At 69.6% G+C, this 23,679-nt stretch carries 21 protein-coding genes; 10 read left to right on the top strand and 11 right to left on the bottom strand.

Annotated features, from left to right (window positions below; genetic code table 11):
* The first annotated feature begins 6 nt into the window (after positions 1–6).
* Entirely contained in the window at positions 7–1,425 is a 1,419-nt protein-coding gene (locus AB0878_RS23285; protein WP_366582355.1) for a M1 family metallopeptidase, read from the top strand.
* On the opposite strand, the gene AB0878_RS23280 is transcribed toward AB0878_RS23285, so the two are convergent.
* Genes AB0878_RS23280 through AB0878_RS23270 form a run of 3 tightly spaced genes read right to left on the bottom strand, consistent with a single transcriptional unit; the run spans position 1,401 to position 3,853 of the window.
* The gene (locus tag AB0878_RS23280; protein ID WP_366582354.1) at positions 1,401–2,804 is read right to left on the bottom strand and encodes an ATP-binding protein; all 1,404 of its coding nucleotides are present in this window, start codon (positions 2,802–2,804) and stop codon (positions 1,401–1,403) included. The two genes, AB0878_RS23285 and AB0878_RS23280, sit on opposite strands and share 25 nt — an antisense overlap.
* A gap of 28 nt (positions 2,805–2,832) precedes the next feature.
* Complete coding sequence (locus AB0878_RS23275) at positions 2,833–3,411, bottom strand: hypothetical protein (RefSeq protein WP_366582353.1); 579 nt, start codon at positions 3,409–3,411, stop codon at positions 2,833–2,835.
* Positions 3,359–3,853, bottom strand: coding sequence for an FAD-dependent monooxygenase (locus tag AB0878_RS23270; RefSeq protein ID WP_366582352.1), 495 nt, complete (start codon positions 3,851–3,853; stop codon positions 3,359–3,361). Before AB0878_RS23270 ends, AB0878_RS23275 begins: the two co-directional genes overlap by 53 nt.
* Positions 3,854–3,953: 100 nt before the next feature.
* On the opposite strand from AB0878_RS23270, the gene AB0878_RS23265 reads away from it, so the two are divergent.
* Together AB0878_RS23265 and AB0878_RS23260 are read left to right on the top strand one after the other, a co-directional pair.
* Positions 3,954–4,262 (top strand): antibiotic biosynthesis monooxygenase, encoded by a 309-nt coding sequence (locus AB0878_RS23265; RefSeq protein ID WP_366582351.1) that lies wholly within the window; start codon positions 3,954–3,956, stop codon positions 4,260–4,262.
* Positions 4,255–5,058, top strand: coding sequence for a Sir2 family NAD-dependent protein deacetylase (locus tag AB0878_RS23260; protein WP_366582350.1), 804 nt, complete (start codon positions 4,255–4,257; stop codon positions 5,056–5,058). The genes AB0878_RS23265 and AB0878_RS23260 overlap by 8 nt, the downstream gene beginning before the upstream one ends.
* Here AB0878_RS23260 and AB0878_RS23255 read toward each other — a convergent pair.
* Positions 5,045–5,482, bottom strand: a complete 438-nt coding sequence (locus tag AB0878_RS23255) for an acetyltransferase (protein ID WP_366582349.1) — start codon at positions 5,480–5,482, stop codon at positions 5,045–5,047. The genes AB0878_RS23260 and AB0878_RS23255 overlap by 14 nt on opposite strands.
* Entirely contained in the window at positions 5,479–6,441 is a 963-nt protein-coding gene (locus AB0878_RS23250; protein ID WP_366582348.1) for an endonuclease/exonuclease/phosphatase family protein, read from the bottom strand. Before AB0878_RS23250 ends, AB0878_RS23255 begins: the two co-directional genes overlap by 4 nt.
* 182 nt (positions 6,442–6,623) lie before the next feature.
* On the opposite strand from AB0878_RS23250, the gene AB0878_RS23245 reads away from it, so the two are divergent.
* Both AB0878_RS23245 and AB0878_RS23240 read left to right on the top strand, forming a co-directional pair.
* The gene (locus AB0878_RS23245; RefSeq protein ID WP_366582347.1) at positions 6,624–7,601 is read left to right on the top strand and encodes an ATP-binding cassette domain-containing protein; all 978 of its coding nucleotides are present in this window, start codon (positions 6,624–6,626) and stop codon (positions 7,599–7,601) included.
* Positions 7,598–8,395, top strand: a complete 798-nt coding sequence (locus AB0878_RS23240; RefSeq protein ID WP_366582346.1) for an ABC transporter permease — start codon at positions 7,598–7,600, stop codon at positions 8,393–8,395. Before AB0878_RS23245 ends, AB0878_RS23240 begins: the two co-directional genes overlap by 4 nt.
* 121 nt (positions 8,396–8,516) lie before the next feature.
* Here AB0878_RS23240 and AB0878_RS23235 read toward each other — a convergent pair whose 3' ends face one another.
* Entirely contained in the window at positions 8,517–11,684 is a 3,168-nt protein-coding gene (locus tag AB0878_RS23235; RefSeq protein ID WP_366582345.1) for a BTAD domain-containing putative transcriptional regulator, read from the bottom strand.
* Between the two features lie 160 nt (positions 11,685–11,844).
* Here AB0878_RS23235 and AB0878_RS23230 point away from each other — a divergent pair, with 160 nt between their 5' ends.
* A complete protein-coding gene (locus AB0878_RS23230) occupies positions 11,845–13,287 on the top strand; it encodes a M1 family metallopeptidase (protein ID WP_366582344.1) in 1,443 nt (480 codons plus the stop codon).
* Positions 13,288–13,436: 149 nt separating this feature from the next.
* Positions 13,437–14,066, top strand: a complete 630-nt coding sequence (gene pcp / locus AB0878_RS23225; RefSeq protein WP_366582343.1) for a pyroglutamyl-peptidase I — start codon at positions 13,437–13,439, stop codon at positions 14,064–14,066.
* Here the strand turns inward: pcp and AB0878_RS23220 are convergent.
* On the bottom strand, positions 14,059–15,042 hold the full coding sequence (locus tag AB0878_RS23220) for a serine/threonine-protein kinase (protein WP_366582342.1): 984 nt from the start codon (positions 15,040–15,042) through the stop codon (positions 14,059–14,061). The two genes, pcp and AB0878_RS23220, sit on opposite strands and share 8 nt — an antisense overlap.
* Positions 15,043–15,107: 65 nt before the next feature.
* Positions 15,108–17,654: an ATP-dependent Clp protease ATP-binding subunit gene (locus AB0878_RS23215; RefSeq protein WP_366582341.1), complete on the bottom strand. Its 2,547-nt coding sequence runs from the start codon at positions 17,652–17,654 to the stop codon at positions 15,108–15,110.
* 368 nt (positions 17,655–18,022) lie between these two features.
* Here AB0878_RS23215 and AB0878_RS23210 point away from each other — a divergent pair, with 368 nt between their 5' ends.
* Entirely contained in the window at positions 18,023–18,838 is an 816-nt protein-coding gene (locus AB0878_RS23210) for a (2Fe-2S)-binding protein (RefSeq protein WP_366582340.1), read from the top strand.
* 7 nt (positions 18,839–18,845) lie between these two features.
* Here AB0878_RS23210 and AB0878_RS23205 read toward each other — a convergent pair whose 3' ends face one another.
* Positions 18,846–19,418: a TIGR03086 family metal-binding protein gene (locus AB0878_RS23205; protein WP_366582339.1), complete on the bottom strand. Its 573-nt coding sequence runs from the start codon at positions 19,416–19,418 to the stop codon at positions 18,846–18,848.
* A 102-nt stretch (positions 19,419–19,520) separates the two neighbouring features.
* On the opposite strand from AB0878_RS23205, the gene AB0878_RS23200 reads away from it, so the two are divergent.
* Positions 19,521–20,324, top strand: a complete 804-nt coding sequence (locus tag AB0878_RS23200; protein ID WP_366582338.1) for a helix-turn-helix domain-containing protein — start codon at positions 19,521–19,523, stop codon at positions 20,322–20,324.
* A gap of 96 nt (positions 20,325–20,420) precedes the next feature.
* On the opposite strand, the gene AB0878_RS23195 is transcribed toward AB0878_RS23200, so the two are convergent.
* Together AB0878_RS23195 and lysS are read right to left on the bottom strand one after the other, a co-directional pair.
* On the bottom strand, positions 20,421–20,774 hold the full coding sequence (locus AB0878_RS23195) for an Lsr2 family protein (RefSeq protein WP_285971935.1): 354 nt from the start codon (positions 20,772–20,774) through the stop codon (positions 20,421–20,423).
* 150 nt (positions 20,775–20,924) lie between these two features.
* Positions 20,925–22,433 carry a lysine--tRNA ligase gene (gene lysS / locus AB0878_RS23190; RefSeq protein ID WP_366582536.1) on the bottom strand — a complete coding sequence of 503 codons (1,509 nt, stop codon included), beginning with the start codon at positions 22,431–22,433 and terminating at the stop codon, positions 20,925–20,927.
* Positions 22,434–22,527: 94 nt separating this feature from the next.
* Between lysS and AB0878_RS23185 the strand changes: the two genes are divergently transcribed.
* Complete coding sequence (locus AB0878_RS23185) at positions 22,528–23,292, top strand: class I SAM-dependent methyltransferase (protein ID WP_366582337.1); 765 nt, start codon at positions 22,528–22,530, stop codon at positions 23,290–23,292.
* Positions 23,293–23,679 lie beyond the last annotated feature (387 nt).

Below are 23,679 nucleotides of genomic sequence, written 5' to 3'. Positions count from 1 at the left end.
GAAACGATGCGCCGCCACCGGACCGCCGTCTTCGCCCTCGCCGGTGTGCTCGCGCTGTCCGCGTGCAGTGCGGACAATCCGGACACCGCACCGCTGCATCCGTCCGCGGGAGCGGCCGGCGCCGGCGATCCCTATTACCCTGAAGACGGCAACGGCGGTTACGACGCGCTCGACTACCACGTCGACGTCGGCTACGACCCCGCGAGCGGCCACCTCGACGGCGACACGACCGTCACCGCGAAGGCCACGCAGGACCTCAGCCGGTTCAACCTGGACCTGCGGGGGCTTGACGTCGCGTCGGTCGAGGTCGACGGGAAACCGGCGAAGTTCAGCCGCGAGAAGGATTTCGAGCTGGTGATCACGCCGTCGCAGCCGTTGCGGGCGGGCTCGACTTATCGCACGCGCGTGCGGTACTCCGGCGATCCGACGAAGACCGAGCACGACGGCGGCAGCGAGACCGGCTGGAGCCGCTCGGCCGACGGCGGCGCGTTCATGGTGGGCGAGCCGCATTCGGCGGCGTTCTGGTACCCGGTGAACGAAACCCCGCGGGACAAGGCGACGTTCAGCGTGACCGCGCACGTACCGGACGGCTGGACCGTGATTTCCAACGGTCGTGAACAGAGCAGTTCCTCGGCCGGCGGCAAGACCACCACCACGTGGACCGAGCCGAACCCCATCGCCAGCTACCTCACGACGATCGCCATCGACAAATTCACCGTGAAGCGCTCTTCGCTGCCCGACGGCACGCCCGTGGTGTCGGCGTACGCGCCGGGCGCCGAGCCGCTCGAGGCCAGCGGCGACCGGCTGCCGGACATCCTGGCGTTCCTGAGCAGCAAGTTCGGCCCGTACCCGCAGAGCGCCGCCGGCGGCATCTACCTCGCGGAGGACATCCACTTCTCGCTGGAGACGCAGACGCGCCCGACGTACGCGAAGTGGGCCGACATCCTCACCCTGGTGCACGAGAACGCCCACCAGTGGTTCGGCGACTCGGTGTCCCTCGACTCGTGGTCGGACGTCTGCCTCAACGAGTGCTTCGCGTCGTACGCGCAGTGGCTCTGGTCCGAACGCGAAGGCCAGAACCTCGACGACCGCTACCGCGCGGCCCTCGAGATCACCCACGCCAGCACCGACTTCTGGAACCGCAAACTCGTCGACCCGGGCCCCGGCCACGAGTTCGAAGCCGTGTACGACAAGGGCATCCTCGCCCTGCACGCCCTCCGCCGCCGCATGGGCGACGGCCCGTTCTCCACCCTGCTGCGCGACTGGCCCACCGAGCACCGCCACGCCAACGCCACCTGGGCCGACTTCACGAAACTCGTGAACCGCCTGGCGGGCCAGAACCTCGACCCGTTCCTGGACGACTGGTTCCGCACCGCGAAACTCCCGTCGGACGCGGACCTCTACCCGGGCACACTCCGCCGCTGAGCCGAGGCGCCGAGCAGCGACCTGGTGAGCGCATTGCGCGCGTCCGCCATCTCCGCCAAGGCGCCGCCCAGTTCGGCGTCTCCGACCACGACCTCGGCGTCGGGGTTGGCGGCGAGGCTGCGCAGGGTCGCGCGGCGGAGGAGTTCCTTCACGAAGGACGCCGTGACGCCTTCGGTGGCGTCGACGATCGGGGCGAGGTCGGCCGTGACCTTGAGGCCGCGGGAGTACAGCTCCAGCAGCGCGGCGCGGCCGGCGGCGTCGGGCAGCGGGATCTCGACCGCGAGGTCCACGCGGCCCGGCCGGTCGGCCAGGGCTTTCTCCAGGTCACCGGCGCGGTTGGTGGTGAGGAGGAAGGTGACGTCGGCGTCTCCGCCGACGCCGTCCATGGCGTCGAGCAGGCTGAACAGCAGGGGTGTGCCACCGCGGGAGTGGTCGCGGTCCTCGGCGATGAGGTCGACGTCCTCCAGCACGACGACGCTCGGCTGCAGGCGGCGCGCGAGCGTGGCGGCCTTGGAGACGAACCGCATCGCCGAGCCGGTGAGGATGACGACCGTGCTGCCGGCCAGCCGGCCCATGAGGTAGCGCACGGTGTGCGTCTTGCCGGTGCCGGGCGGGCCGTGCAGCAGCACCCCGCGCTTGAGGTGCTGGCCGGCCGCCAGCAGGCGTTCGCCGTGTTCCGCGATGCCGAGCGTGTGGCGTTCGACCGCGTCGAGCACTCCGTCGGGCAGCACCACCTCTTCCGGCTCGATCGCGGGCCGCGGCAGGAAGGTGAGCAGCTCGTTGCCGCGGTGCTCGCTCACGCCGAACGCCAGCACGTGGCCGCGCAACACGTCGTGCTCCGCGATCAGCTGCTCGATGCGGTCGCGCGTGGCCGTCGCCGCGGCGCGCTCCCCGGCGATCACCTCCAGGCGGCAGTACATCTGCCCGTACTGCCGGTTCGTCCCCCGCACGCCGACGATCACCGGTGTCCCATCGGGCGCGGCCGTCCCCACCAGCCCCAGCTGCACGACCTCCGCCGCCGCGTCCGGCCCGACCGTCGCGGTCGTGTAGTCGACCGCCCCCAGCTCGTACAACTGGTGATTCCGCGCGGCGAACAGCATGCCCACCAGGTCCTCGTGACCGCGCTGCCCGCCCGCGATCCCGAACCAGTCCGTGCCCACGCCGTGCTCGGCCAGGTACGCGTCGACGCCCGCCTGGATGTTGGCGTGCTCCCAGTCCTCGTAGTTGCGCGTCACCACCAACGCCTGCGTCAGCGGCACCTCCAGATGCCCGGTGACGCGCTCGACCAGCTCGTTGGCCTGCCGCGAGCCGACCGCGTCGGCGGTGACTTTGATGATGCGCTGAAGGTCGCGTGCGAGTGCTTCGTGATCTTCCCCCATGGACCCCAGAGTGGCATGAAACGCCCAGTCAGGCCACTGCCGTCAGGTACCGCGAGTAGTCCGGCAACTCGAAGCCGTTCAGCACCGCCAGCATCGAGGCGAACAGCAGGCGTTGCGGCAGGTGCGGCAGCAACCGCATGCCGAGCTGCTGCAGGCGAACACCGAACGCACTCGACGGTGAACTGGCACGAGCGTTGGTCCGGCCCATCTTCTGGTTGGCCAACACCCACGGCCGGAGACGGCTTTCGTACGCAGCCAAGTCGAAGTAGAAGTCGCGAGCGTCGTCGATCTGCGACACCAGTTCCGCGGTCTCCCAGCCGAGACCCGACAGCCGCGAGCGCACCAAGGATTTCTGCCAACCGATGTCGCGGTGGTCGTGGTGCAAGTCGTCGGCGTGGAACGACGCGAAGGCCATGAAGGCCTGGTTCGAGTTGATCGTGCGGACGCCGATGCTGCGCCCCGGCGCGTTGTGCACCAGCGACCAGTTCTCCAGGCCCAGGTGGTTGCGCGCGGTCCAGAACGCCAGGTAGCGGCCCAGGTGCTGCAGCGGCACGTCACCGAACAGCAGGGACCGGACGCCGGAGTGGAGGCCGTCGGCGCCGATCACGGCGTCGAAGACCCGGGGGCGAACCGGACTCGAAGGTGACGTGGACGCCGTCGGACTGCTCGTTCAGCGCGACGATCCGGTCGCCGTAGCGGTATTCGCAATCCGTCGCTTCCCGAAGAACCCGCGCGATGTCCCCGCGGAGGATTTCGATTTCCGCGATCGGGCCGTCGCCGTCGAACTGGTCGACGGTGAGGGTGGCGCGGCGCCGTCCGCCCGCGTCGACGAGGGACAGGCCGCGCGTGTCGGTGCAGGCGGCGCAGATCTGGTCCAGCAGGCCCATCCGTTCCGCGGCGATTTTCCCCACGCCGCGCAGGTCCACGGCCTGCCCGCCCGGTCGTGGCGCGGGTGCGCGTTCGACCACCGTCGCCTCGATGCCGTAGCGGTGCAGCCAGAACGCCAGCGCCGGGCCCGCGATGCTCGCCCCCGAGATCAGAACCCGCATGGTGTGCCCCCCGTTCACGAACCTGCCCCAACATGATAGCCACAACTATTTGACAGTTACTACCACTTTCTTCCGGGGAAGACGGAAGTAGGCTGGAGCCATGGCAGTGGTGAAGATCAACGCGATCGAAGTCCCCGAAGGTGCCGGCCCCGAGCTGGAGAAGCGGTTCGCCGCGCGGCTGCACGCCGTCGACAGCCAGGCCGGGTTCCTCGGCTTCGAGCTCCTCCGCCCGATTTCCGGCGAGACGCGCTACTTCGTCTACACGAAGTGGGAGTCGGAGGAGCACTACCAGGCGTGGGCGGCCGGCCCCGCGCGCGAGGCCCACGCGGGCGAGCGCGCGAAGCCGGTGTCGTCGGGCGCGAGCCTGCTCGAGTTCGAGGTCGTCCAGGCTTCGAAGCCGGGTGAGTGACGAACTCGCCCGCGCGGCCGAACTGATCCACGGTGCCGGCGCGCTGCTCGTGTGCGCCGGCGCCGGGATGGGCGTCGACTCCGGCCTGCCCGATTTCCGCGGCAACGAGGGCTTCTGGCGCGCGTACCCGCCGTACGCCGGGCTCGGCCTCAGCTTCGAGGAGCTGGCCGACCCGCGCCACTTCGCCGACGACCCCGAGCTGGCCTGGGGCTTCTACGGCCACCGGCTCGACCTGTACCGGAAAACCGTGCCGCACCGGGGTTTCGAACTGCTGCTCGAATGGGGCGAGCGGAAACCCGGCGGCGTCCGTGTCTTCACGTCCAATGTGGACGGCCAGTTCCAGGTCGCGGGCTTCGGCCACGTCGCCGAGGCCCACGGCTCCATCCACCACCTGCAGTGCCTCGAGGGCTGCGCGGACGACATCTGGCCGGCCACCGACGTCCACGTCGACCTCGACGAAACGACCATGCGCGCCCGGCCGCCCCTGCCGAGCTGCCCGCGCTGCGGCGGCCTCGCCCGGCCCAACATCCTGATGTTCGGCGACTTCGAGTGGGTCCCGACGCGCAGCCAGGCCCAGCTCGACGAGCTCACCGCGTGGCGCCGCGACCAGCGCGACCTCACCGTGGTCGAGCTCGGCGCGGGCCAGGCCGTGCCCACCGTCCGCCGCTACGCGGAGCTGGCCAGCGCCGCGACGGGCGCGCTCGTGCGCATCAACCCGCGCGAGCCGCACATCCGTCACGGCCGCGGCGTGTCGATCGCGGCCGGCGCGGCGGAGACGTTGGTCAAGCTCGCCTGAGGTGCAGCAACGGGAACGGCCGGCCCTCGGAGTCCGTCGCCGAGCGGCCGGCGATCACGAACCCGTGGTGCAGGTAGAACCCGAGCGCCTGTGGGTTCTGCTCGTTGACGTCCAGTGTCAGCGACGGAAACTCCGCCAAAGCGGCCTGCAAAAGCACGGACCCGACCCCCGAACCACGGTGGTCGGCGTGCACGAACAGCATTTCCAAACTCCCGGCAGCAATTCCGCAAAACCCCGCGGCGGCACCGTCCACAGTGGCCACCGTCAGGTCCACCTGCGCGAAGTACCCAGGCACCCGCGAAGCGTAGAACGAGACGTCCTCGGCCGTCAGGAAATCGTGCGTCGCCTCGACCGCACTGCGCCAGATCGCCAGCAGCTCCGGGTATTCGTCCGGGCCCGAGACCGGACGCAGCGAGATCGTCACGGCAACCGCACCTCCGCGTACACGGCGCGGTGGTCGGTGCCGGGCACGTCGAACACCCGGTAGTCCTCGACGGCCGCGCGCTTGTCCACCAGCACGTGGTCCAGCGTAACGAGCGGCGTGGCATCAGCGGGCCACGTGGGCTGCAGGCCGTCTCCGCGTTCGTCGGCGGCGTCGTGGTAGCCGCGTGACAGCACGGTGGCGAGGGCCGCGTGGTCGAGGGTCGCGTTGAAGTCACCGGCCAGGATGCGCAGGCCGTGCTCACCGGCGGCGCGCGAAAGGTCCTTCGTCTCCCGTTCCCATTGGTCCACGCCCGTGTCCGGCGACTGCGGGTGCACGGCGACGAGCTCCACCACCGTGCCGCCGCCGAGGTCGGCTTCCGCGCTGGGCTGCTTCGCGGTGGAGTCGCCCGTGTAGTTCTCCTCCGTGAGCGGGTAGCGCGACACGATGCCCGACCCGTCCGCGCCCGGCGCCGCGTGCAGCACCCGGTACGGCAGCAGCCCGAACAGCCCCGCCTTGTCCAAAGCGGACACTTCGGCCGAGGTCATCTCGACGAGGTTCAGCACGTCGACCCGGTTGTCCCGCACCAGCTTCACGACCGTGGCGGCGTCGGCCCGGCCGAGGTACAGGTTCGCCGACATCACCCGCAGCGATTTCCCGGACACGGCCGGTTGCTCGTCGGCCATCACGCGCGGCGCCACGAACACGGCCAGCAGGATCGCCAGCGCCAGCGCGATTCCGCCGGTCCACCAGCGCCGCAGCACCAGCGAAGCACCGCCCAGCAGCGCTCCGTATACGACCGCGTACGGAGTGAGCGCGAGCAGCACCAGCGTGTACCAGCCGCCGTCGTACCCGATCGTGCGCAGCGCCGCGATGGCCAGCAAGGGCACGCCGAACAGCAACAAAACGCCCGTGACCAGCCGGTTCCGCGGCCGCGTCCGCACCTGGTCGTTGATCACCATGGGCCGAGTATGCCGACTCTCCCCGGGTGAGCGCGCCCCGGACACCGCACCTCCACAACACCTCCGCAACTCCTGACAGCGCGGGACAGGTCCGCGACAGGCGCTGTCAGCGTGCTGTGCGCACTCTGACAGGTCGGCCGTCCACTGTGTTGCTCGGAGGGCGACAGCAGGAGGAGACCGACATGTCGTTTGCGATCAAGGCCGAGGGCCTGGTCAAGCAGTTCGGGGAGACGAAGGCGCTGGACGGGGTGGACCTGGAGGTCCCGTTCGGCAAGGTGGTGGGGGTGCTCGGGCCCAACGGCGCGGGCAAGACCACGGCGGTGCGCATTCTGGCCACACTCATCAAGCCCGACGCCGGGCACGCCACCGTCGGGGGTTTCGACGTGGTGCAGGACCCGGTGCGGGTGCGGTCGCTGATCGGGCTCACGGGCCAGTACGCGTCCGTCGACGAGGACCTCAACGGCACCGAGAACCTGGTGCTGATCGGCCGGCTGCTCGACCTGTCGCGCGCCGACGCGAAGGCCCGGGCGAAGGAGCTGCTGGAGCGCTTCGAGCTGTCCGATGCCGCCAAGCGCCCGATCCGCACCTACTCCGGGGGCATGCGCCGGCGGATCGACCTCGCGGCAAGCCTCGTCGGGCGGCCCGAGGTGCTCTACCTCGACGAGCCCACCACCGGGCTCGACCCGCACGCCCGCAACGAGGTGTGGGCCGTGGTCCGCGGCCTCGTCGCCGACGGCGCGACGGTGCTGCTCACCACGCAGTACCTCGAGGAAGCCGACCAGCTGGCCGACAAGATCACCGTGTTCGACCACGGCCACGTGGTCGCCGACGGCCGTGCCGACGAGCTCAAGCGCCGCGTCGGCGGCCAGACGCTGCAGGTGCGCCCGACGTCGCTCGCCGACCTCGACGCCGTTGCCCGCATCCTGGGCGAGCTCACCGGCGTCCGGCCGACGCGCGACAACGACACGGGCCTGCTCACCGCACCGGTGTCCGACCCGGTGCTGCTGTCCACGCTCGTGCGCAAGCTCGACGAGGCCGGCATCACCTCCGACGAGCTCGCGCTGCGGCTGCCGAGCCTCGACGAGGTGTTCCTGGCCCTGACCGGCCACTCCGCCGAACCGACCACTGCCGACGCCCAGCTCGAAGGGAGCCTCGCGTGACCACGCTCGCGCTCGATCCGCCCCGCCGCATCAGCCCGGTGAAAGGCACGCAGCACGCGCTTTCCCTGGCCTGGCGCGGAATCCTGAAGATCCGCAAGAACCCGGAGCAGCTGGCCGATGTGACGCTGATGCCGATCATCTTCCTGCTGATGTTCACGTACCTGTTCGGCAACGCGCTGGGCGGGTCGATCTCGAACTACCTGCAGAGCCTGGTGCCCGGCCTGGTCGTGATGAACATCCTGCAGGCCAGCCTGACCGTGGGCGTGCAGCTGAACACCGACGTCACCAAGGGTGTGTTCGACCGGTTCCGCAGCATGCCGATCGCGCGGTCGGCGCCGTTGGTGGGCGCAGTGCTGGCGGACCTCGTGCGTTACGTCGTGTGCCTGGTCGTGCTGATGGTCGTCGCGATGGTGATGGGCTACCGCATCGAGACCGGCCCGATGCAGTTCCTGGCCGCGATCCTGCTGGTGCTGGCGTTCGGGTTGTGCTTCTGTTGGGGCTCGGTGTTCGTCGGGATGCTGATGAAGTCGCCGGGTGCCGCGCAGGGCCTGATGTTCGTGTTCATCATGCCGCTCACCTTCGGCAGCAACGTGTTCGTGTCCACCGCGACGATGCCGGGGTGGCTGCGGGCCTGGGCGGACATCAGCCCGGTGAGCCTGATGGCCAACGCATTGCGGGGCCTGATGAACGGCGGCGCGGTCGCGGGGCCGCTCGGTGGGGCGCTGGCGTGGATGGTCGGGGCCGTGGTGGTGTTCTTCCCGCTCGCGACCTGGGCCTACCGCCGCCGCGTCTGAGCGGCTGTCGCAAAAGGACCACAACGAAAAATGGGGGCACTCGGTCCCCTTCACCGCGGGGGTGGTGGAGGGGACCGAGCTCGTCAGTGCCTATTTCAGGCACCGATTTCAGGCGGCTGTTTCAGTCGTTGATTTCCCCGGTGAGCCACGCGATTCCCGCGTCCCGGTCCATCGCGCGCATCTCGGCGACGAGCTCCGTGTACCGGTCCGCGCCCAGTTTCTCCTCCAGCCCCGCGATCAGCCCGATCACCTCGGGGCTGCCGAGGTCGAACTCGCCGCGGATCAACGCGCTCAGCGCCAGAATGCGCGCCGCCGTCTCGAACCGGCCCTGCGCGTGGCGGATCTCCGCGACGACCTCGACGATCCGCGCCAGGTCTGGCATGTCCCGGCGGTCGGTCACGGAGCGAATGGCGGCCGCGGCGTGCGGCATCGCGTCGTCCGGCTTTCCCTCCGTCAACGCGATCCTGGCGTGGACCATGCCGAACCACTCGTCCTCGAAATTGCCCGGGTAGGGCCAGTCGTCGCGGCTGTCCGAGATGGCCTTGCCGACCGCGCGCGCTTCGTCGAGCCGGCCCTCGCGGATGAGCAGTTCGAGCCGGCCGAACGACAGGATCATGCTCAGCTCCGGGCTCGCGCTGCCCGCGTAGCGTTCGGCCGCCGCCAGCTCACGCCAGGCGCCCTCGTGGTCACCTCCGCGCGAACGCTCCACGGCGAGGCGCCACCACTGCTGGATCACGTCGTCCTGCGAACGCAGCTCCATCGCCAGCCGCAGGCCCTCGGTGTACGCCGCGATCGCCCCGGCGTGGTCGCCGCGCTGCGACAAGCTCGTGGCGCGAAAGCTCAACGTCATCGCCAGGCCCCAGCGGTCGCCGATCTCGAGGAACCCGGCGTGGGCCTCCTCGCGGGCGCGGGCGGACCCCTCCAGATCACCCTCGTCGGCGAGCAGGAAGCTTTCGGCCCAGCGCGCGGCGGCCCGGCTCCACGGGTCGGCGCTGCGGGAGGAGCGCTCTATCTCGCGCCGGGCCAGCTTGCGGTGGCCGCTGAGGAACGCGACCATCGGCACCGCGAGCGCGAGCCACGGGTTGCCGTTCACCGCGTCCGTGCGCAGGCACTCCTCGATCACCTCCTCTGCGCTCGCCAGCGCCTGCGGGCCGGTCATCATGTGCATCATCAGCTGGCTCAGGCGCAGGCTGGCCGCGACGTCGGGCGCCAGCCGGTCGCCGAAGGCGAGCACGTCGGCCACGAACCGCTCCGCGCGTTCGCTCTGGCCGAGGATCGACAGGTACCAGAACATCCCGTAGAGCAGGCGCGCGGAGGAGCCGACGTCCTCGGACTCGATGGCGGAGCGCAGTGCCGCGGTGAGGTTGTCGTTGTCGTTTTCGAGGACCTCGATGGCGGCGAGCTGCTCGCGGGTGCGCAGCAGCGGCTCGGTGCGTTCGACGAGATCGACGAAGTAGCCCACCATGGCCACGCGCAACCGCTCGGTCTCCCCCGACGCGGTGAGCCGTTCGGTGGCGTACACCCGCAGCGTCTCCAGCATGCGGTACCGGCCGCCGACGGTGTCCACAATGGATTTCTCGACGAGGGACCCCAGCACGTACACCACGTCTTCGGCGGGCAGGAGGTCGTCGTCCGCGCAGACGGCGGTCACGGCGTCCTCGTCGAATGTCGCGGCGAACACGGCCAGCCGCCGGGCCAGGGCGAGCTCCGCGTCGGTGAGCAGGTCCCAGCTCCACTCGACGACGGCCCTCAGCGTCCGTTGTCGGGGCAGGGCCGTGCGGCTGCCGGAAGTGAGCAGGCGGAAGCGGTCGCCGAGGCGTTCGGCGATGCTCGTGACGGGCATCGAACGCAGGCGCGCCGCCGCCAGCTCCAGCGCCAGCGGCATGCCGTCGAGCCGGCGGCAGATCTGCGTCACGGCGTCCACTGTGGACTCGTCGAGCCTGAAGTCCGGCCGCACGGCGATGGCGCGGTCGAGGAACAGGCGCGCGGAGTCGAGCGCGCCCACCTCACCCGCCGGCGTGGACTCGGCCGGCACGGGCAGCGGGCCGAGCTGGCACAGCGCCTCACCCGTGATGGCGAGTGGTTCGCGACTGGTGGCCAGGATGCGCAGGGCCGGCACGCGGCGCAGCAGGTCGTCGGCCAGCTGCGCGGCGACGTCGATCACGTGCTCGCAGTTGTCCAGCACCAGCAGGGTTTCGCTGCCGCTCAAGGCCTCGACGGCGTGCTCGAACAGGTCGATCGGCTTGCGCCGCACCTCGGTGTCGGTGGCGCGCACGTCGCGGATCTCCAACGCGGTGAGCAATGCGCCCAGCACGTCGTCGGCGTCGCGGACGCCGGCGAGCGGGACGAACCACACGCGCCCGGGCCCGTGCGCCGGGTGGCGCGCCGCGGCCTCGGTCGCCAGGCGCGTCTTGCCTGCACCACCCGGTCCGACGAGCGTGACGAGCCGGGAGCCGTCCAGCAGCTCGGACAGCTGCTTCAGCTCGTCGCCGCGGCCGACGAAGCTCGTGAGGCGCACCGGCAGCCGGTCGGTGACCGGCGCGGCGGGCGCGAGCTCACCGCGCAGGGCCTGCAGGTGGATCTCCTGCAGCTCGGCCGACGGGTCCACGCCCAGCTCGTCGGCCAGCGTCGCGCGGATCGTGCCGTACGCGGCGAGCGCGTCGGCCTGCCGTCCGGCCGAGCACAGCGCGCGGATGCGCAGGCCGGCGAGCCGCTCACGCAGCGGGTGGGCCTCGGCGGCCGCGGTGAGGTCGGCGAGCACGTCGGCGTGGCGGCCCAGACGCAGCTCCGCGTCGAAACGATCCTCGGCGGCTTCCGTGCGCAGCTCCTCCAGCCGCGCCGCGGGGGCGGCGGCGAACGGCGCGTCGAGCACGTCCGCCAGCGCGGCGCCGTGCCAGAGGTCCAGAGCAGTGCGCAGCAGCTCGGCCGCGCGCGAGTCGCGGCCCGCCGAAAGCTCCCGGCGACCCTCCGCCGCGAGCCGCTCGAACCGGTGCGCATCGACCGCGTCCGCGGGCAGTGCGAGCCGGTAGCCGCCGGCGCCGGACTCCAGCTCGGCCGCGGCCGGCCGCAGCGCGCGACGCAGCCGCGAGACCAGCGACTGCAACGCGTTGGCGGCATCGGCCGGCGGTTCGGTGCCCCACAGGCCGTCGATCAGCACCTCGGCCGGCACCGCACGGCCGGCGTCGAGCGCGAGCCGGGCCAAGAGCATGCGAAGACGCGCACCGCCGATCTCCACCGGGGTGCCGTCGTCGCAGGCCGCCCGCAGCGGACCCAGGAGCGCCACGCGCATGCCACCAGCTTTCCAGACGGATGCTGAGGACGGGTCCGAACGGCCGCAGGGGAACCGACGTAAGTGTGGACTTTCAGGACAAAAGCCCTTCAGGTGCCGTCAACGGCCCTTCGCGGCGATACGTTGCAAACGGTTTCCCGAGCAGCAGACAGGAGCGTTCATGAGACTGCAGCACCGCTGGCGCCGCCCGGCAGTGACGGTCGTCGCCACGCTGGCCGCGCTGAGCCTGGGCGGCGGCATCGCGTCCGCGGGACAGGACGGGTACGGCTGGGGCACCCCGGGTGCCGACGGAGCCGGCGACAGCTACTACCCACAGGACGGCAACGGCGGCTATGACATCGGCGACTACAACCTCGCCGTCACCTACGCACCGGACAGCCACCAGCTCACCGGCGTGCACACGATCAGCGCGCGAGCCACCCAGACGTTGAGCTCGTTCAACCTCGACCTCAACGGCCTCACCGTCGACTCGGTGAAGGTCAACGGCCTCAAGGCCAAGTTCACCCGCAGCGGCGACCACGAGCTCACCATCACGCCGCTGCTCCCGCTGCTGCGCGGCCTGCCGTTCCGCACCGTGATCAACTACCACGGCGTGCCCGCCCCGATCAGCGACCCGTTGCTGGGCAACAACGGCTGGCAGTACGCCAAGACCGGCGGTGCGTTCGTCGCCGGCGAGCCGAAGTCGGCCAGCACCTGGTACCCGGTGAACGACACCCCGCTCGACAAGGCCACGTTCCACCTGGCCATCACCGTCCCGGACGAGTGGGGCGTGATCGCGAACGGCCGCGAGCAGGCCACGCACAAGACGGCGAAGGGCACCACGCACGTGTGGGCCGAGACCACGCCCGCCGTGCCGTACATGACCACGGTCGCCATCGACAAGTGGACGTTCGACAAGCGCAAGCGCAAGGACGGCACGCCGATCGTCAGCGCGTTCGCGCCCGGCACGCCCGACTCGACCAAGCAGGCCGACGCGCGGCTGCCCGAGATCCTCGACTTCCTGGAGTCGAAGTTCGGCAAGTACCCCGTGGACGCCGCCGGCGGCATCTACCTCGCCGAGCCCATCGGGTTCTCGCTGGAGACCCTGAGCCGGCCGATCTACTCGGGCCGCGCGGGCAACGTCGACACGATCGTGCACGAGAACGCCCACCAGTGGTACGGCGACACCGTGGCCGTGGACCACTGGAAGGACGTCTGCCTCAACGAGTGCTTCGCCTCCTACGCCGAATGGCTGTGGGACGAAGCCAAGAACGGCGTGAACCTCGACGACCAGTACCGGCAGCAGGTCGCCACCGCGTCCGACCGGTTCTGGAACGGCAAGCTCTACGACATGGGCGCCGGCAACGAGTTCACCTACGTGTACTCGAAGGGCCCGGTCGCGCTGCACGCCCTGAGCAAGTACATGGGCGAGGCCGCGTTCGACAAGGTGCTCAAGACGTGGAACTCGTTGCACCGCAACGGAAACGCCAGCATGCAGGAGTTCCAGAAGTACTGCGAATCGGTGTCGCACAAGAACCTGCAGGGCTTCTTCGACGCCTGGATCTACGGCTCCGGCAAGCCGTCGGACCAGTACCTCTACCCGGGTGACCTCAAAACTCCGTGATCTGCGTCGGCTCCGCCGACGCGTGCGAGATCGCCTTTGAGCCGGCTTCTTCCCACCCGACACGGTCGGCCCGGGGGGCCACCCACATCGGGTGGGAAGAAACCGGCGCGATCTCGCCGCGTGGTTCAGGTTCATGATTGTCTTGCGGCATGACTGTCTTACTTACGGGGTTCGCGCCGTTCGGCGGATCGAGCACGAACCCGTCGTGGCAGGCGGCTTCGCTGGTCGCCGCCCGGCGGGACGACGTGGTCGCGGTGGAGCTGCCGGTGGAGTTCGGCGCGTCGCTGCCGGCCTTGCGGGCGGCGATCGAGCAGCACCGGCCGAGCCTGGTGGTGTGCGTGGGGGAAGCGGGTGGCCGCAGTGCGGTCACGCCGGAGCGGGTGGCGATCAACCTGATCGACGCGCGGATTCCCGACAACGCCGGCGACCAGCCCGTCGACGAGCCGGTGATCGCGGACGGACCGGCGGCCTACTTCACGGCGTTGCCGGTCAAGGCGGCCGTGGCGGCGATCCAGGCGAAGGGCGTGCCCGCCGCCGTGTCGCACACGGCGGGCACTTACGTCTGCAACCAGGTGTTCTACGGCATCATGCACCTCATCGCCACGGACTTCCCCGGCCTGCGGGGCGGGTTCGTGCACGTGCCGTCGGCACCGGCGCAGAGCGGGCGCGGCGGACCGGCGCTGGCGGTGGAGCAGTCGGCCGACGCGGTCGAAGCCGTGATCGACACTGCCCTGACCACCCGCGAGGACCTGAAAGAGTCGGCCGGCACGCTCAACTAGGCAACTTCGGAAACGGCGCCTCGTGGTCCTCTCGCAGCCGGTCGTAGAAGTCGGTGAACACCACGGCCCTCTTCACGTGCCGCGCGACCACCGACGCCACGGGTTCCGGCAGCGGCAGGTCGCCCGCGGCCGCGCGACGCATGGCCGCCATCCGCGCGGCCCGGTCCCAGGTTCCGCAGACCTCCGTGACCAGCCACTGCGTCGCGTACATCGCCAGGTAGGCCTCGTCGTGCTCGACGTTCGCCGCGGCGAACGCGCGCTCCTCGGCGGTGAGGTCGAAGCGGGTCGCGAACGCCAGGCCGAAGTCGGTCAGGTAGATCCGCGAGCCGTCGGTGAGGTAGTTGCCGAAGTGGGTGTCGAAGTGCAGAACGCCTTGCGCCCGAAGGAAAGCGGCCGTCTCGAACAGCTGCTGCTCGACGCGTTCCGACTCGTCGAGGTGCGTGGGCAGCCACTCGTGCAGCGTCGTCGGGAAGTACTCGCACAACAGCACCACGCTCGACTCGGCGGTTTCGAGCTCCTCCAGCCGCCGGCGCACGGCGCTGGAGCCACCCCAGTACTCGACGTCCTCTTCGAGCGGACGATCGGGAACCCGGCCGGCCCGCAGCGGCAGCACGCGCCAGTGGTGCAGCAGCGGGAAGTACTCGCACTCGCCGCCGAGGACCCAGCCGGTGGCCATGGTGTGCAGCGCCAGCTCGCGCCACGCCGAGCCCTCGGGCGAGCCGCCGAAGCTGTAGTGGCAGAACAGCGGCAGGTCGTAGAGGTTGGCGGTGGAGTGCGGGTGCTGCCGTTCGAGCTCGGTGAGCGGCAGGTGCTTCGCAAACACCGGGATGCCGTCGATGTCGAGCCGCGCACCCGTGCCGCCGATGCCACGGGAGACGACTTCGGCCGTCTTGAGGCGTTCGGTGAGCTGCCGGTCGCTCAGCAATGACAGCGACGTTGCCACGCGCAGGTGGTCCGTGAGCCGTGAGTCCCCCATGGACTCGACAATACGGAGAAGGGCGGCTCCCCGTGGGGAACCGCCCTTCTCAGCTCGTCAAGCGATCAGTCGTTCTCGGTGTCGTGCTCCGAGGCGCCGATGCTGACCGGCGGCGCGTCCGGAACCGAGGACGGGCGCTTCTCACCGCGGAAGGTGAAGTGCGCTTCGTCGTCGCGGTCCTCGGGGTTGCCGCTCCAGCCCTCGACGTCGACCAGGATGATCTGGCCGGGCTCGACCTCGCCGAACAGGATCTTCTCCGACAGCTGGTCCTCGATCTCGCGCTGGATCGTGCGACGCAGCGGCCGGGCGCCGAGCACGGGGTCGAAGCCACGCTTGGCCAGCAGAGCCTTGGCCTTCGCGGTGAGCTCGAGCTCCATGTCCTTCGCCTTGAGCTGCGTCTCCACGCGCCCGATCATCAGGTCGACCATCTGGATGATCTGTTCCTGCGTGAGCTGGTGGAAGACGATGATGTCGTCGATGCGGTTCAGGAACTCGGGCCGGAAATGCTTCTTCATTTCCTCGTTGACCTTCTGCTTCATCTTCTCGTAGCGGTTCGTGACGTCCGCTCCGGAGGAGAAGCCGAGGCTCACGGACTTGGAGATGTCCGAGGTGCCCAGGTTCGAGGTGAAGATCAGGACCGTGTTCTTGAAGTCGACCGTGCGACCCTGGCCGTCGGTGAGGCGACCGTCTTCGAGCACCTGCAGGAGCGTGTTGTAGATCTCCTGGTGCGCCTTCTCGATCTCGTCGAAGAGCACCACCGAGAACGGCTTGCGCCGCACCTTCTCGGTCAGCTGCCCGCCCTCTTCGTAGCCGACGTAGCCCGGAGGGGCACCGAAGAGCCGCGAAGCGGTGTAGCGGTCGTGGAACTCACCCATGTCGATCTGGATGAGCGCGTCGTCCTCGCCGAACAGGAAGGCCGCCAGCGCCTTGGACAGCTCGGTCTTACCGACACCGGACGGGCCGGCGAAGATGAACGAGCCCGACGGGCGCTTCGGGTCCTTCAGACCGGCACGCGTACGACGGATCGCCTGGGAGACGGCCTTGACCGCGTCCTCCTGGCCGATGATGCGCTTGTGGAGCTCTTCCTCCATGCGCAGCAGCCGGGTGGTCTCCTCCTCGGTGAGCTTGAACACCGGGATGCCGGTCCAGTTGGCCAGCACCTCCGCGATCTGCTCGTCGTCCACCTCGGCGACGACGTCGAGGTCGCCGTCCTTCCACTGCTTCTCGCGCTCGCCCTTCTGGCCGAGGAGGGTCTTCTCCTCGTCACGCAGGCGGGCGGCCCGCTCGAAGTCCTGCGCGTCGATCGCGGACTCCTTGTCGCGGCGGACGTCGGCGATCTTCTCGTCGAACTCGCGCAGGTCCGGCGGCGCGGTCATGCGGCGGATGCGCATGCGGGCGCCGGCCTCGTCGATGAGGTCGATGGCCTTGTCCGGCAGGAACCGGTCGTTGATGTAGCGGTCGGCCAGCGTGGCGGCCGCGACCAGCGCCGAGTCGGTGATCGAGACGCGGTGGTGCGCCTCGTACCGGTCGCGCAGGCCCTTGAGGATCTCGATGGTGTGCTCGAGCGACGGCTCGCCGACCTGGATCGGCTGGAAGCGGCGCTCCAGCGCGGCGTCCTTCTCGATGTACTTGCGGTACTCCTCGAGCGTGGTCGCACCGATCGTCTGCAGCTCACCGCGGGCCAGCATCGGCTTCAGGATCGAAGCCGCGTCGATGGCGCCCTCGGCGGCACCCGCGCCGACGAGCGTGTGCAGCTCGTCGATGAACAGGATGATGTCGCCGCGGGTCTTGATCTCCTTGAGCACCTTCTTCAGGCGCTCTTCGAAGTCACCGCGGTAGCGGGAGCCGGCGACCAGGGAGCCCAGGTCCAGCGTGTAGAGCTGCTTGTCCTTGAGCGTCTCGGGCACCTCGCCCTTGACGATGCTCTGGGCCAGGCCCTCGACGACGGCGGTCTTGCCGACGCCGGGCTCGCCGATGAGCACCGGGTTGTTCTTGGTGCGGCGGGACAGCACCTGCATGACCCGCTCGATCTCCTTGCCGCGCCCGATGACCGGGTCGAGCTTGCCCTCGCGGGCGAGCACGGTCATGTTGCGGCCGAACTGGTCGAGCACCAGCGACGACGACGGGGTGCCCTCGCCACGGCCGGAGCCGCTCTCGGTGGACTTCTCGCCGGTCTGGTAACCCGACAGAAGCTGCAACACCTGCTGGCGCACCCGGTTGAGGTCCGCGCCGAGCTTGACGAGCACCTGTGCGGCGACGCCCTCACCCTCGCGGATCAGGCCGAGCAGGATGTGCTCGGTTCCGATGTAGTTGTGGCCGAGCTGAAGCGCTTCGCGCAGCGACAGCTCAAGCACCTTCTTGGCCCGAGGCGTGAACGGGATGTGCCCGCTCGGCGCCTGCTGACCCTGGCCGATGATCTCTTCGACCTGCTGGCGCACTCCCTCGAGGGCAATGCCCAGCGACTCGAGCGCCTTGGCGGCGACACCCTCACCCTCGTGGATCAGACCCAGGAGGATGTGCTCGGTGCCGATGTAGTTGTGGTTGAGCATCCGGGCCTCTTCTTGGGCCAGGACGACCACCCGCCTCGCGCGGTCGGTGAACCTCTCAAACATGCGCACTCCCTCGACTGCTGCGTCGGCGGCCCGTTCCCGCCACGGATTTCACCCGCGACGGACAGCACCGTGAGACCACTGTAGTAGCCAAGCGGTCGCGCTTGCGTACCACTACGGCTTGCGGTGGCCTTTTGGCACCCGGCCGGTGACCGCTCCGGTCACCATCCAACATCCGGTTGCCCTGCACTTTTACCTCTTGTCGAACGTACGGGCCCGCGTTCGGATTCCGCCCGCACCCCCCTGTCCGCTCAGCGCGAACACATCCGCGAGCTGCCCGTTTCCACCAGGTGGGCACCCGATTGGCGCAACGGCGAAACGTCTGTAAGGTTAGGCACGCCTAATCAGTTCGACCGGTTGAGGAGGGCCGCGTGAACCAGCAGCGGTCTTCCCGTGACGTCGGCGACGGTCTCGCCAGTTCGCTCCTGCGGGTCGGGGGGCTTCAGGAGCGCGGTGAGCTGCGGCGAGACGTCCCGACCGGGTGGTTCCACTGCGCCGAGCTGCTCGAACACCCCGAGCTTTTCACCGAATGGCGTGAACGGCTGGAAAAGTGGCTTCTCCACAACCACGGCGCCGCGCCCGAGCGCACGGCCGCGAGCTACGTCATGTCGTGGTACCTGCACGTGCCCGCCTACGTCGGTGCGCTGCTGCTGCACCACGAACGCCGGGTGCCCTCGCTCAAACCCGAGCAGCTCGCCTTCGGCCTCGGCGACGACCGTCCCCACCCGGACGGCATGGCCGTGCTGGGCGACAGCTTCTACTGCCTGCCCACCGACCCCGGCTCCGCTCGCCCGGAAGCCACGGTCGTGGCCGACGAACGCGCACTCGCCGCCGTGCTGCGCGCCCAGTTCGTGGCGCACGCCACACGCTTCGTTCGCGCGTACGCGCCGAGCAGCCGGCTGGGCCGCCGCATGCTGTGGGCCGCGGCCACCGACGCGCTGGACAACTCGCTGTGGTGGGCGGGCCGCCAGGGCGGGACGCCGGACGCGGAAGGCGCCGGAGTCGCCGACGCCGCATTGGTGCTGGACGACCGCTACCGGCCGCTGACCTCCGCGTCGACGCTGCGCATGGCCGTGGACGCCGAAGGGCACCGCGCCTGGGAACGCCGGCGGGAGAGCTGCTGCTTCTCCTACCTCCTGCCGGGCGAGGCCGAGTGCGAGGAATGCCCGCGGGTCTGCTCGCGGTGAGCGCAGGTCACACCGTCCAGGCCGGGTCACGGCCGCATGCGCCCAGCGCGCGGTCGAGGGCCGGAGCGCCGGCCGCAACCGGTACCTCGGGGCCGTAGACGCCCATCGCGCGCGCCTGCTCGCCCATGGCGACGGCGGACGCGCGCACGGCTTCCGCGGCTTCTTCGGAGCAGTTCAGCGTCACGCCGACAGCGCGGGCGAGGTCCCAGCCGTGGATCACGAACTCGCCGAGCACCATGTCGCCGACGATCGCCGCGGGCATCGTGGCCGAGCCGAGCGTCGCCAGGCCGTCCCACGCGGCTGCGGACGCGAAGGCGTCGACGAGGTCTTGGGTCTGCTTCTCCAGCGTCGCGAGCCAGCCTTCGCCGACGAGGTCCGCATCGGCTTCGGTGCCGGTCGCCTGGTACGTCTCGCGCCGGCCGGCGGCGGCGAGCCAGGGGCCCCAGTAGAGCAGGTGGTTGAGCAGGCCGCGCACGTCGTAGCCGGTGCACGGGGTGGGCGCCGCGAGCGGTTGCGCGGCCGCCGCCACGCGCAAGAACTCGGCCGCGGCCGGGCGCAGCAGGGCGGAGTGATCGGTCATGCGCGAAGCCAAGCAGCCGCGCGAGACACGCGTCTTGAACGAACGCGACGCATTAGCGTGAAGCGCATGCGCCGGATCCCTCGCGGCATCGTCGACGAGCACGTGGCCCGCACGAAGTTCACGCTCGCCCGCCACGCCCCGGCGCCCGCGCTCGCGGAGTTCGTCGACTACCACTGGGTGCTGCACTGGGACCTCGACGGTTTCCACGACCAGCACGTGCTGCCCAACGTCGCCGTGCACGTGACCTTCTTCCCCGGCGCGTGCGGCGTCTACGGCCCGGGCCACACACTGTTCACGCACCGGCTCGAGGGCCGCGCGCACGGGCTGGGCGTGCGGTTCCGGCCCGGGTGCTTCCGCCCGTTTCTCGGCGCCCCCGTGCGGCTCCTCGCGGACCGATCCGTGCCGTTGGAGGACGTCTTCGGCGGCGGCGGGGCGGAAGCGGCCGAATCGGTGCGAAATGCGAGTGGCGATCAGGAAATGATCGCTGCAGTCGACAACTTGCTGATCGCAAAGCAGTCGGCTCTTGCACCCGCCGCGCGGACGGCCGCCGCGGCGGTGGAAACAATCGCGGAGGATCCGGAAATCACGCGCGTCGATCAACTCGCCGCGAGGGCCGGCTTGTCCGCACGAGCACTTCAGCGGCTCTTCGCGGAACACGTCGGCTGCACGCCCAAGTGGGCGATCCGGATATACCGCCTGAACGACGCCGCACGATCGCTCGCCGACGCCGGCAGTCCCGATTTCGCGGACCTCGCCGCCCGGCTCGGCTATAGCGATCAACCGCACTTCACCCGCGATTTCCGAGCGGTGACCGGATGCTCGCCCGGCGAGTTCGCCCGTTCGGCCCGCCGCGCCGTCTCGGCCGAGCCGATCGAACACAAGCCGATCGCACACAAGCCGCGCTGAACGCAAGCCGACCCAGCACAAGCGACCGGACAGAAACCGGACAGCAAAACGGCCGCCGGAAAATATCCCCGGCGGCCGCCTCCTCGTTGTTGCCCCTCAGTTCTTCTGGTGGTAGGCCTCCACGACCTCCGACGGGATCCGGCCCCGGTCGGAAACCGCGAAACCGTTCTTGCGAGCCCAGGCGCGAATGGCCTGGTTCTGCTCGCGGTCGACCGTCGCCGGGCGGGCCGAGGCCTTCGCACCCGCGACCGGACGCAGCGCGGCGCGCTTGCGGCCACCGGCGCGGCGGGCGTGCTCCACGTACTGGGCCAGTGCGTCGCGCAGCTCCTCGGCGTTTTCCGAGGACAGGTCGATCTGGTAGGTCACACCGTCCAAACCGAACTCGACGGTCTCTTCGGCCTCACTGCCGTCGAGGTCGTCGACCAGGGAGACGAGCACCTTCTGTGCCATCTGATTCCTCCTGCGGGGCTTACGCGAATGATCTGGTTACGGGGCGAGCCCCGGGACAGAAGTCTTTGTCACTCACATTAATACCCGCTCATCCGGCCGCGTGCAAATCTCGTTTGAGATAAACCCGGCCGGTTCCTACCGACGGGTGGGTTATTCCGGCCGTACGAGGGGGAAGAGGATCGTCTCCCGGATACCGAGACCGGTCAGCGCCATGAGCAGCCGGTCGACTCCCATTCCGACACCGCCGCTGGGTGGCATTCCGTACTCCAGGGCACGAAGGAAATCCTCGTCGAGACGCATGGCCTCGCTATCACCCTGTGCCGCCAGGAGGGACTGTTCGGTGAGGCGCTGCCGCTCCACGACCGGATCCACCAGCTCGGAGTAACCCGTGGCGAGTTCGAAACCGCGCACGTAGAGGTCCCACTTCTCCGCGACCCCGGCCCGGCTGCGATGCTGCCTGGTCAGCGGGGATGTCTCGAGCGGAAAATCACGCACAAATGTGGGAGCGGAGAGATCGTCGCCCACGAGGTGTTCCCACAGTTCTTCGACCAGTTTGCCGTGGCCGAGCTTCGGGTCCACCTCGATCTCGCGCGCCTCGGCGATCTTGTGCAACCGCTCGGCGGGAGTCTCGGGTGACACTTCTTCACCCAATGCCTCCGACAGCGACTCGTACATGCCGAGCGTCGTCCATTCGCCGGAAAGGTCGTACTCCGTTCCGTCGACGAGGGTGACGACCTGGGTGCCGAGCACGTTCTCCGCGGCCTCCTGGATGAGTTCGCGGGTCATCACGGCATTCGTGTCGTACGTGGCGTAGGCCTCGTAGTACTCCAGCATCGCGAACTCGGGTGAGTGCGAGGAGTCGCTGCCCTCGTTGCGGAAGTTGCGGTTGATCTCGAAAACCTTCTCGATCCCGCCGACCACGCAGCGCTTGAGGTAGAGCTCCGGCGCGATGCGCAGGTACAGCTCGAGGTCGAACGCATTCGAATGCGTGACGAATGGCCGGGCCGCGGCGCCGCCGTGCAGCGTCTGCAGCATCGGCGTCTCGACCTCGGTGAATCCGCGGCGGTGGAACGACTCACGCAGCGAGCGCACCACGCCGGCGCGAGTGCGCACCACATCGCGGGCCCGATCGCGCAGAATCAAGTCGACATAACGCTGCCGGATTCGCGTTTCCTCGGCGAGGTCGGAGTGCGTGTTGGGCAACGGCCGCAGCGCCTTCGACGTGAGCTGCCACTTGTCGGCCATCACGGAAAGCTCACCGCGCTTGGAAGTGATCACCTCGCCGGAGACGAATACGTGGTCACCGAGATCGACATCACTCTTCCACGACGCGAGCGACTCCGCACCGACCTTCGCGAGGCTGAGCATCGCCTGCAGTTCCGTGCCGTCACCCTCACGAAGAGTGGCGAAACACAGTTTGCCCGTATTGCGCAGAAACATCACCCGGCCGGTGACGCCGACCGTCTGACCAGTGGCGGTGTCGGGTTCGAGATCTGTGTGCGCGGCCCGAACCTCGGCGAGCGAGTGGGTACGGGGAACCTCTACGGGGTAAGGATCGACACCCTCCGCGATTATCCGGTCGCGCTTGTCCCGGCGCACCCGCATCTGTTCGGGCAGGTCGTCTTCGGGCAGCGCGTCGGGCGCGGGGAATTCGGTCATGGCCCATAGCGTACGAACCCGCTGGTCGGCTACGCCAACCGGATTACCCTTCGCGGCACCGGCACTGCCTTTTCCCGTATTAGTCTCGGTTCTCGTGACCGATCCCACGTATGACCAGGAACTCCACGCCCGCCGCGCCTCGTCGTTCGGCGGCCACGCCGCCGCCTACGCCGAGCACCGGCCCGACTACCCGCAGGCCGCCGTCGAATGGGGGCTCGCCGGCGCCGCGCACGACGCGCGCGAGGTGCTCGACCTCGCGGCCGGCACTGGAAAGCTCACGCAGGGGCTGGTGGACCTCGGCCTCACCGTGACCGCGGTGGAGCCCGACGAGGGCATGCTCGCCCAGCTGTCCCAGCTCCTGCCGGACACGAGGGCGCTCACCGGCAAGGCCGAGGACATCCCGCTGGCCGACGAGTCCGTCGACGCCGTGTTCGTCGGGCAGGCGCTGCACTGGTTCGATCTGGAGCCGGCGTTCGCGGAGATCCACCGCGTGCTGCGCCCGGGTGGGGTCGTCGTCGCGCTGTGGAACCACGACGACTTGACGGTGAAGTGGGTCGTCGAGTTCGCGAAGATCGTGCGCACGGGCGTGAGCCGCGTGTTCCGCGACGAGAACGAGGGCCTGTCGGCGGCCGGCTTCGAGCCGTTCGAAGACAGCGAGTTCCCGCACACGCACCGCCGCACGATCGACACGCTGCTCGCCACCGTCGGCACGCACTCCAACTTCCTGGTCGCCGAACCGGCCGAACGCGACGCCGCCCTGGCCGCCGCGCGCGAGTACCTCCTGGCGGTGCCGGAAGCGGGCGCGGGCGAGTTCGACTACCCGCTGGTGACGACTGTGTTCCGGGGTCGCAAGAGCTGAGGTTCCCTGGCGACGAAGATCTGTGTCTTTGGCCCCGGCTCCGCCGGGGCGCGCGAGATCGCTTTGAGCCGGTTTCTTCCCTCCCGATGTGCCCGGCCCGAGGGGCCGAGCACATCGCTCAGTCCAGAAACCGGCGCGATCTCGCGACGTGGTCGAGTTCCCTACCGCAGCTACAGGCGTAGCGCAGCCCCTAGCACAGGTCAAAGGCCGACAGCGATGGGCTCCACTCACACCGCCGGTGGCCTTCCCACTCCACGGCTCGCGAGATCGCGTCGGCTTCTGGACTGAGCGGGCGGGTCCTTGGACACGCGCGGGTCGGTGAGCAGCTGTTTCAACACCGCGGGGCTCGTGACCGCCCACGCCCGCACGCCGCCCGGCAGCTCGACC

Source organism: Amycolatopsis sp. NPDC047767 (assembly GCF_040704195.1).
Lineage (GTDB): Bacteria > Actinomycetota > Actinomycetes > Mycobacteriales > Pseudonocardiaceae > Amycolatopsis.
This window is presented reverse-complemented; position numbering and strand designations above follow the sequence as displayed.

Excerpts from the sequence above, each read along its gene's own strand:
- AB0878_RS23285 (WP_366582355.1), top strand. The coding sequence starts at position 7 with ATGCGCCGCCACCGGACCGCCGTCTTCGCCCTCGCCGGTGTGCTCGCG.
- AB0878_RS23280 (WP_366582354.1), bottom strand. The coding sequence starts at position 2,804 with ATGGGGGAAGATCACGAAGCACTCGCACGCGACCTTCAGCGCATCATC.
- AB0878_RS23270 (WP_366582352.1), bottom strand. The coding sequence starts at position 3,853 with ATGCGGGTTCTGATCTCGGGGGCGAGCATCGCGGGCCCGGCGCTGGCG.
- AB0878_RS23265 (WP_366582351.1), top strand. The coding sequence starts at position 3,954 with ATGGCAGTGGTGAAGATCAACGCGATCGAAGTCCCCGAAGGTGCCGGC.
- AB0878_RS23250 (WP_366582348.1), bottom strand. The coding sequence starts at position 6,441 with ATGGTGATCAACGACCAGGTGCGGACGCGGCCGCGGAACCGGCTGGTC.
- AB0878_RS23245 (WP_366582347.1), top strand. The coding sequence starts at position 6,624 with ATGTCGTTTGCGATCAAGGCCGAGGGCCTGGTCAAGCAGTTCGGGGAG.
- AB0878_RS23235 (WP_366582345.1), bottom strand. The coding sequence starts at position 11,684 with ATGCGCGTGGCGCTCCTGGGTCCGCTGCGGGCGGCCTGCGACGACGGC.
- AB0878_RS23230 (WP_366582344.1), top strand. The coding sequence starts at position 11,845 with ATGAGACTGCAGCACCGCTGGCGCCGCCCGGCAGTGACGGTCGTCGCC.
- pcp (WP_366582343.1), top strand. The coding sequence starts at position 13,437 with ATGACTGTCTTACTTACGGGGTTCGCGCCGTTCGGCGGATCGAGCACG.
- AB0878_RS23220 (WP_366582342.1), bottom strand. The coding sequence starts at position 15,042 with ATGGGGGACTCACGGCTCACGGACCACCTGCGCGTGGCAACGTCGCTG.
- AB0878_RS23215 (WP_366582341.1), bottom strand. The coding sequence starts at position 17,654 with ATGTTTGAGAGGTTCACCGACCGCGCGAGGCGGGTGGTCGTCCTGGCC.
- AB0878_RS23205 (WP_366582339.1), bottom strand. The coding sequence starts at position 19,418 with ATGACCGATCACTCCGCCCTGCTGCGCCCGGCCGCGGCCGAGTTCTTG.
- AB0878_RS23195 (WP_285971935.1), bottom strand. The coding sequence starts at position 20,774 with ATGGCACAGAAGGTGCTCGTCTCCCTGGTCGACGACCTCGACGGCAGT.
- lysS (WP_366582536.1), bottom strand. The coding sequence starts at position 22,433 with ATGACCGAATTCCCCGCGCCCGACGCGCTGCCCGAAGACGACCTGCCC.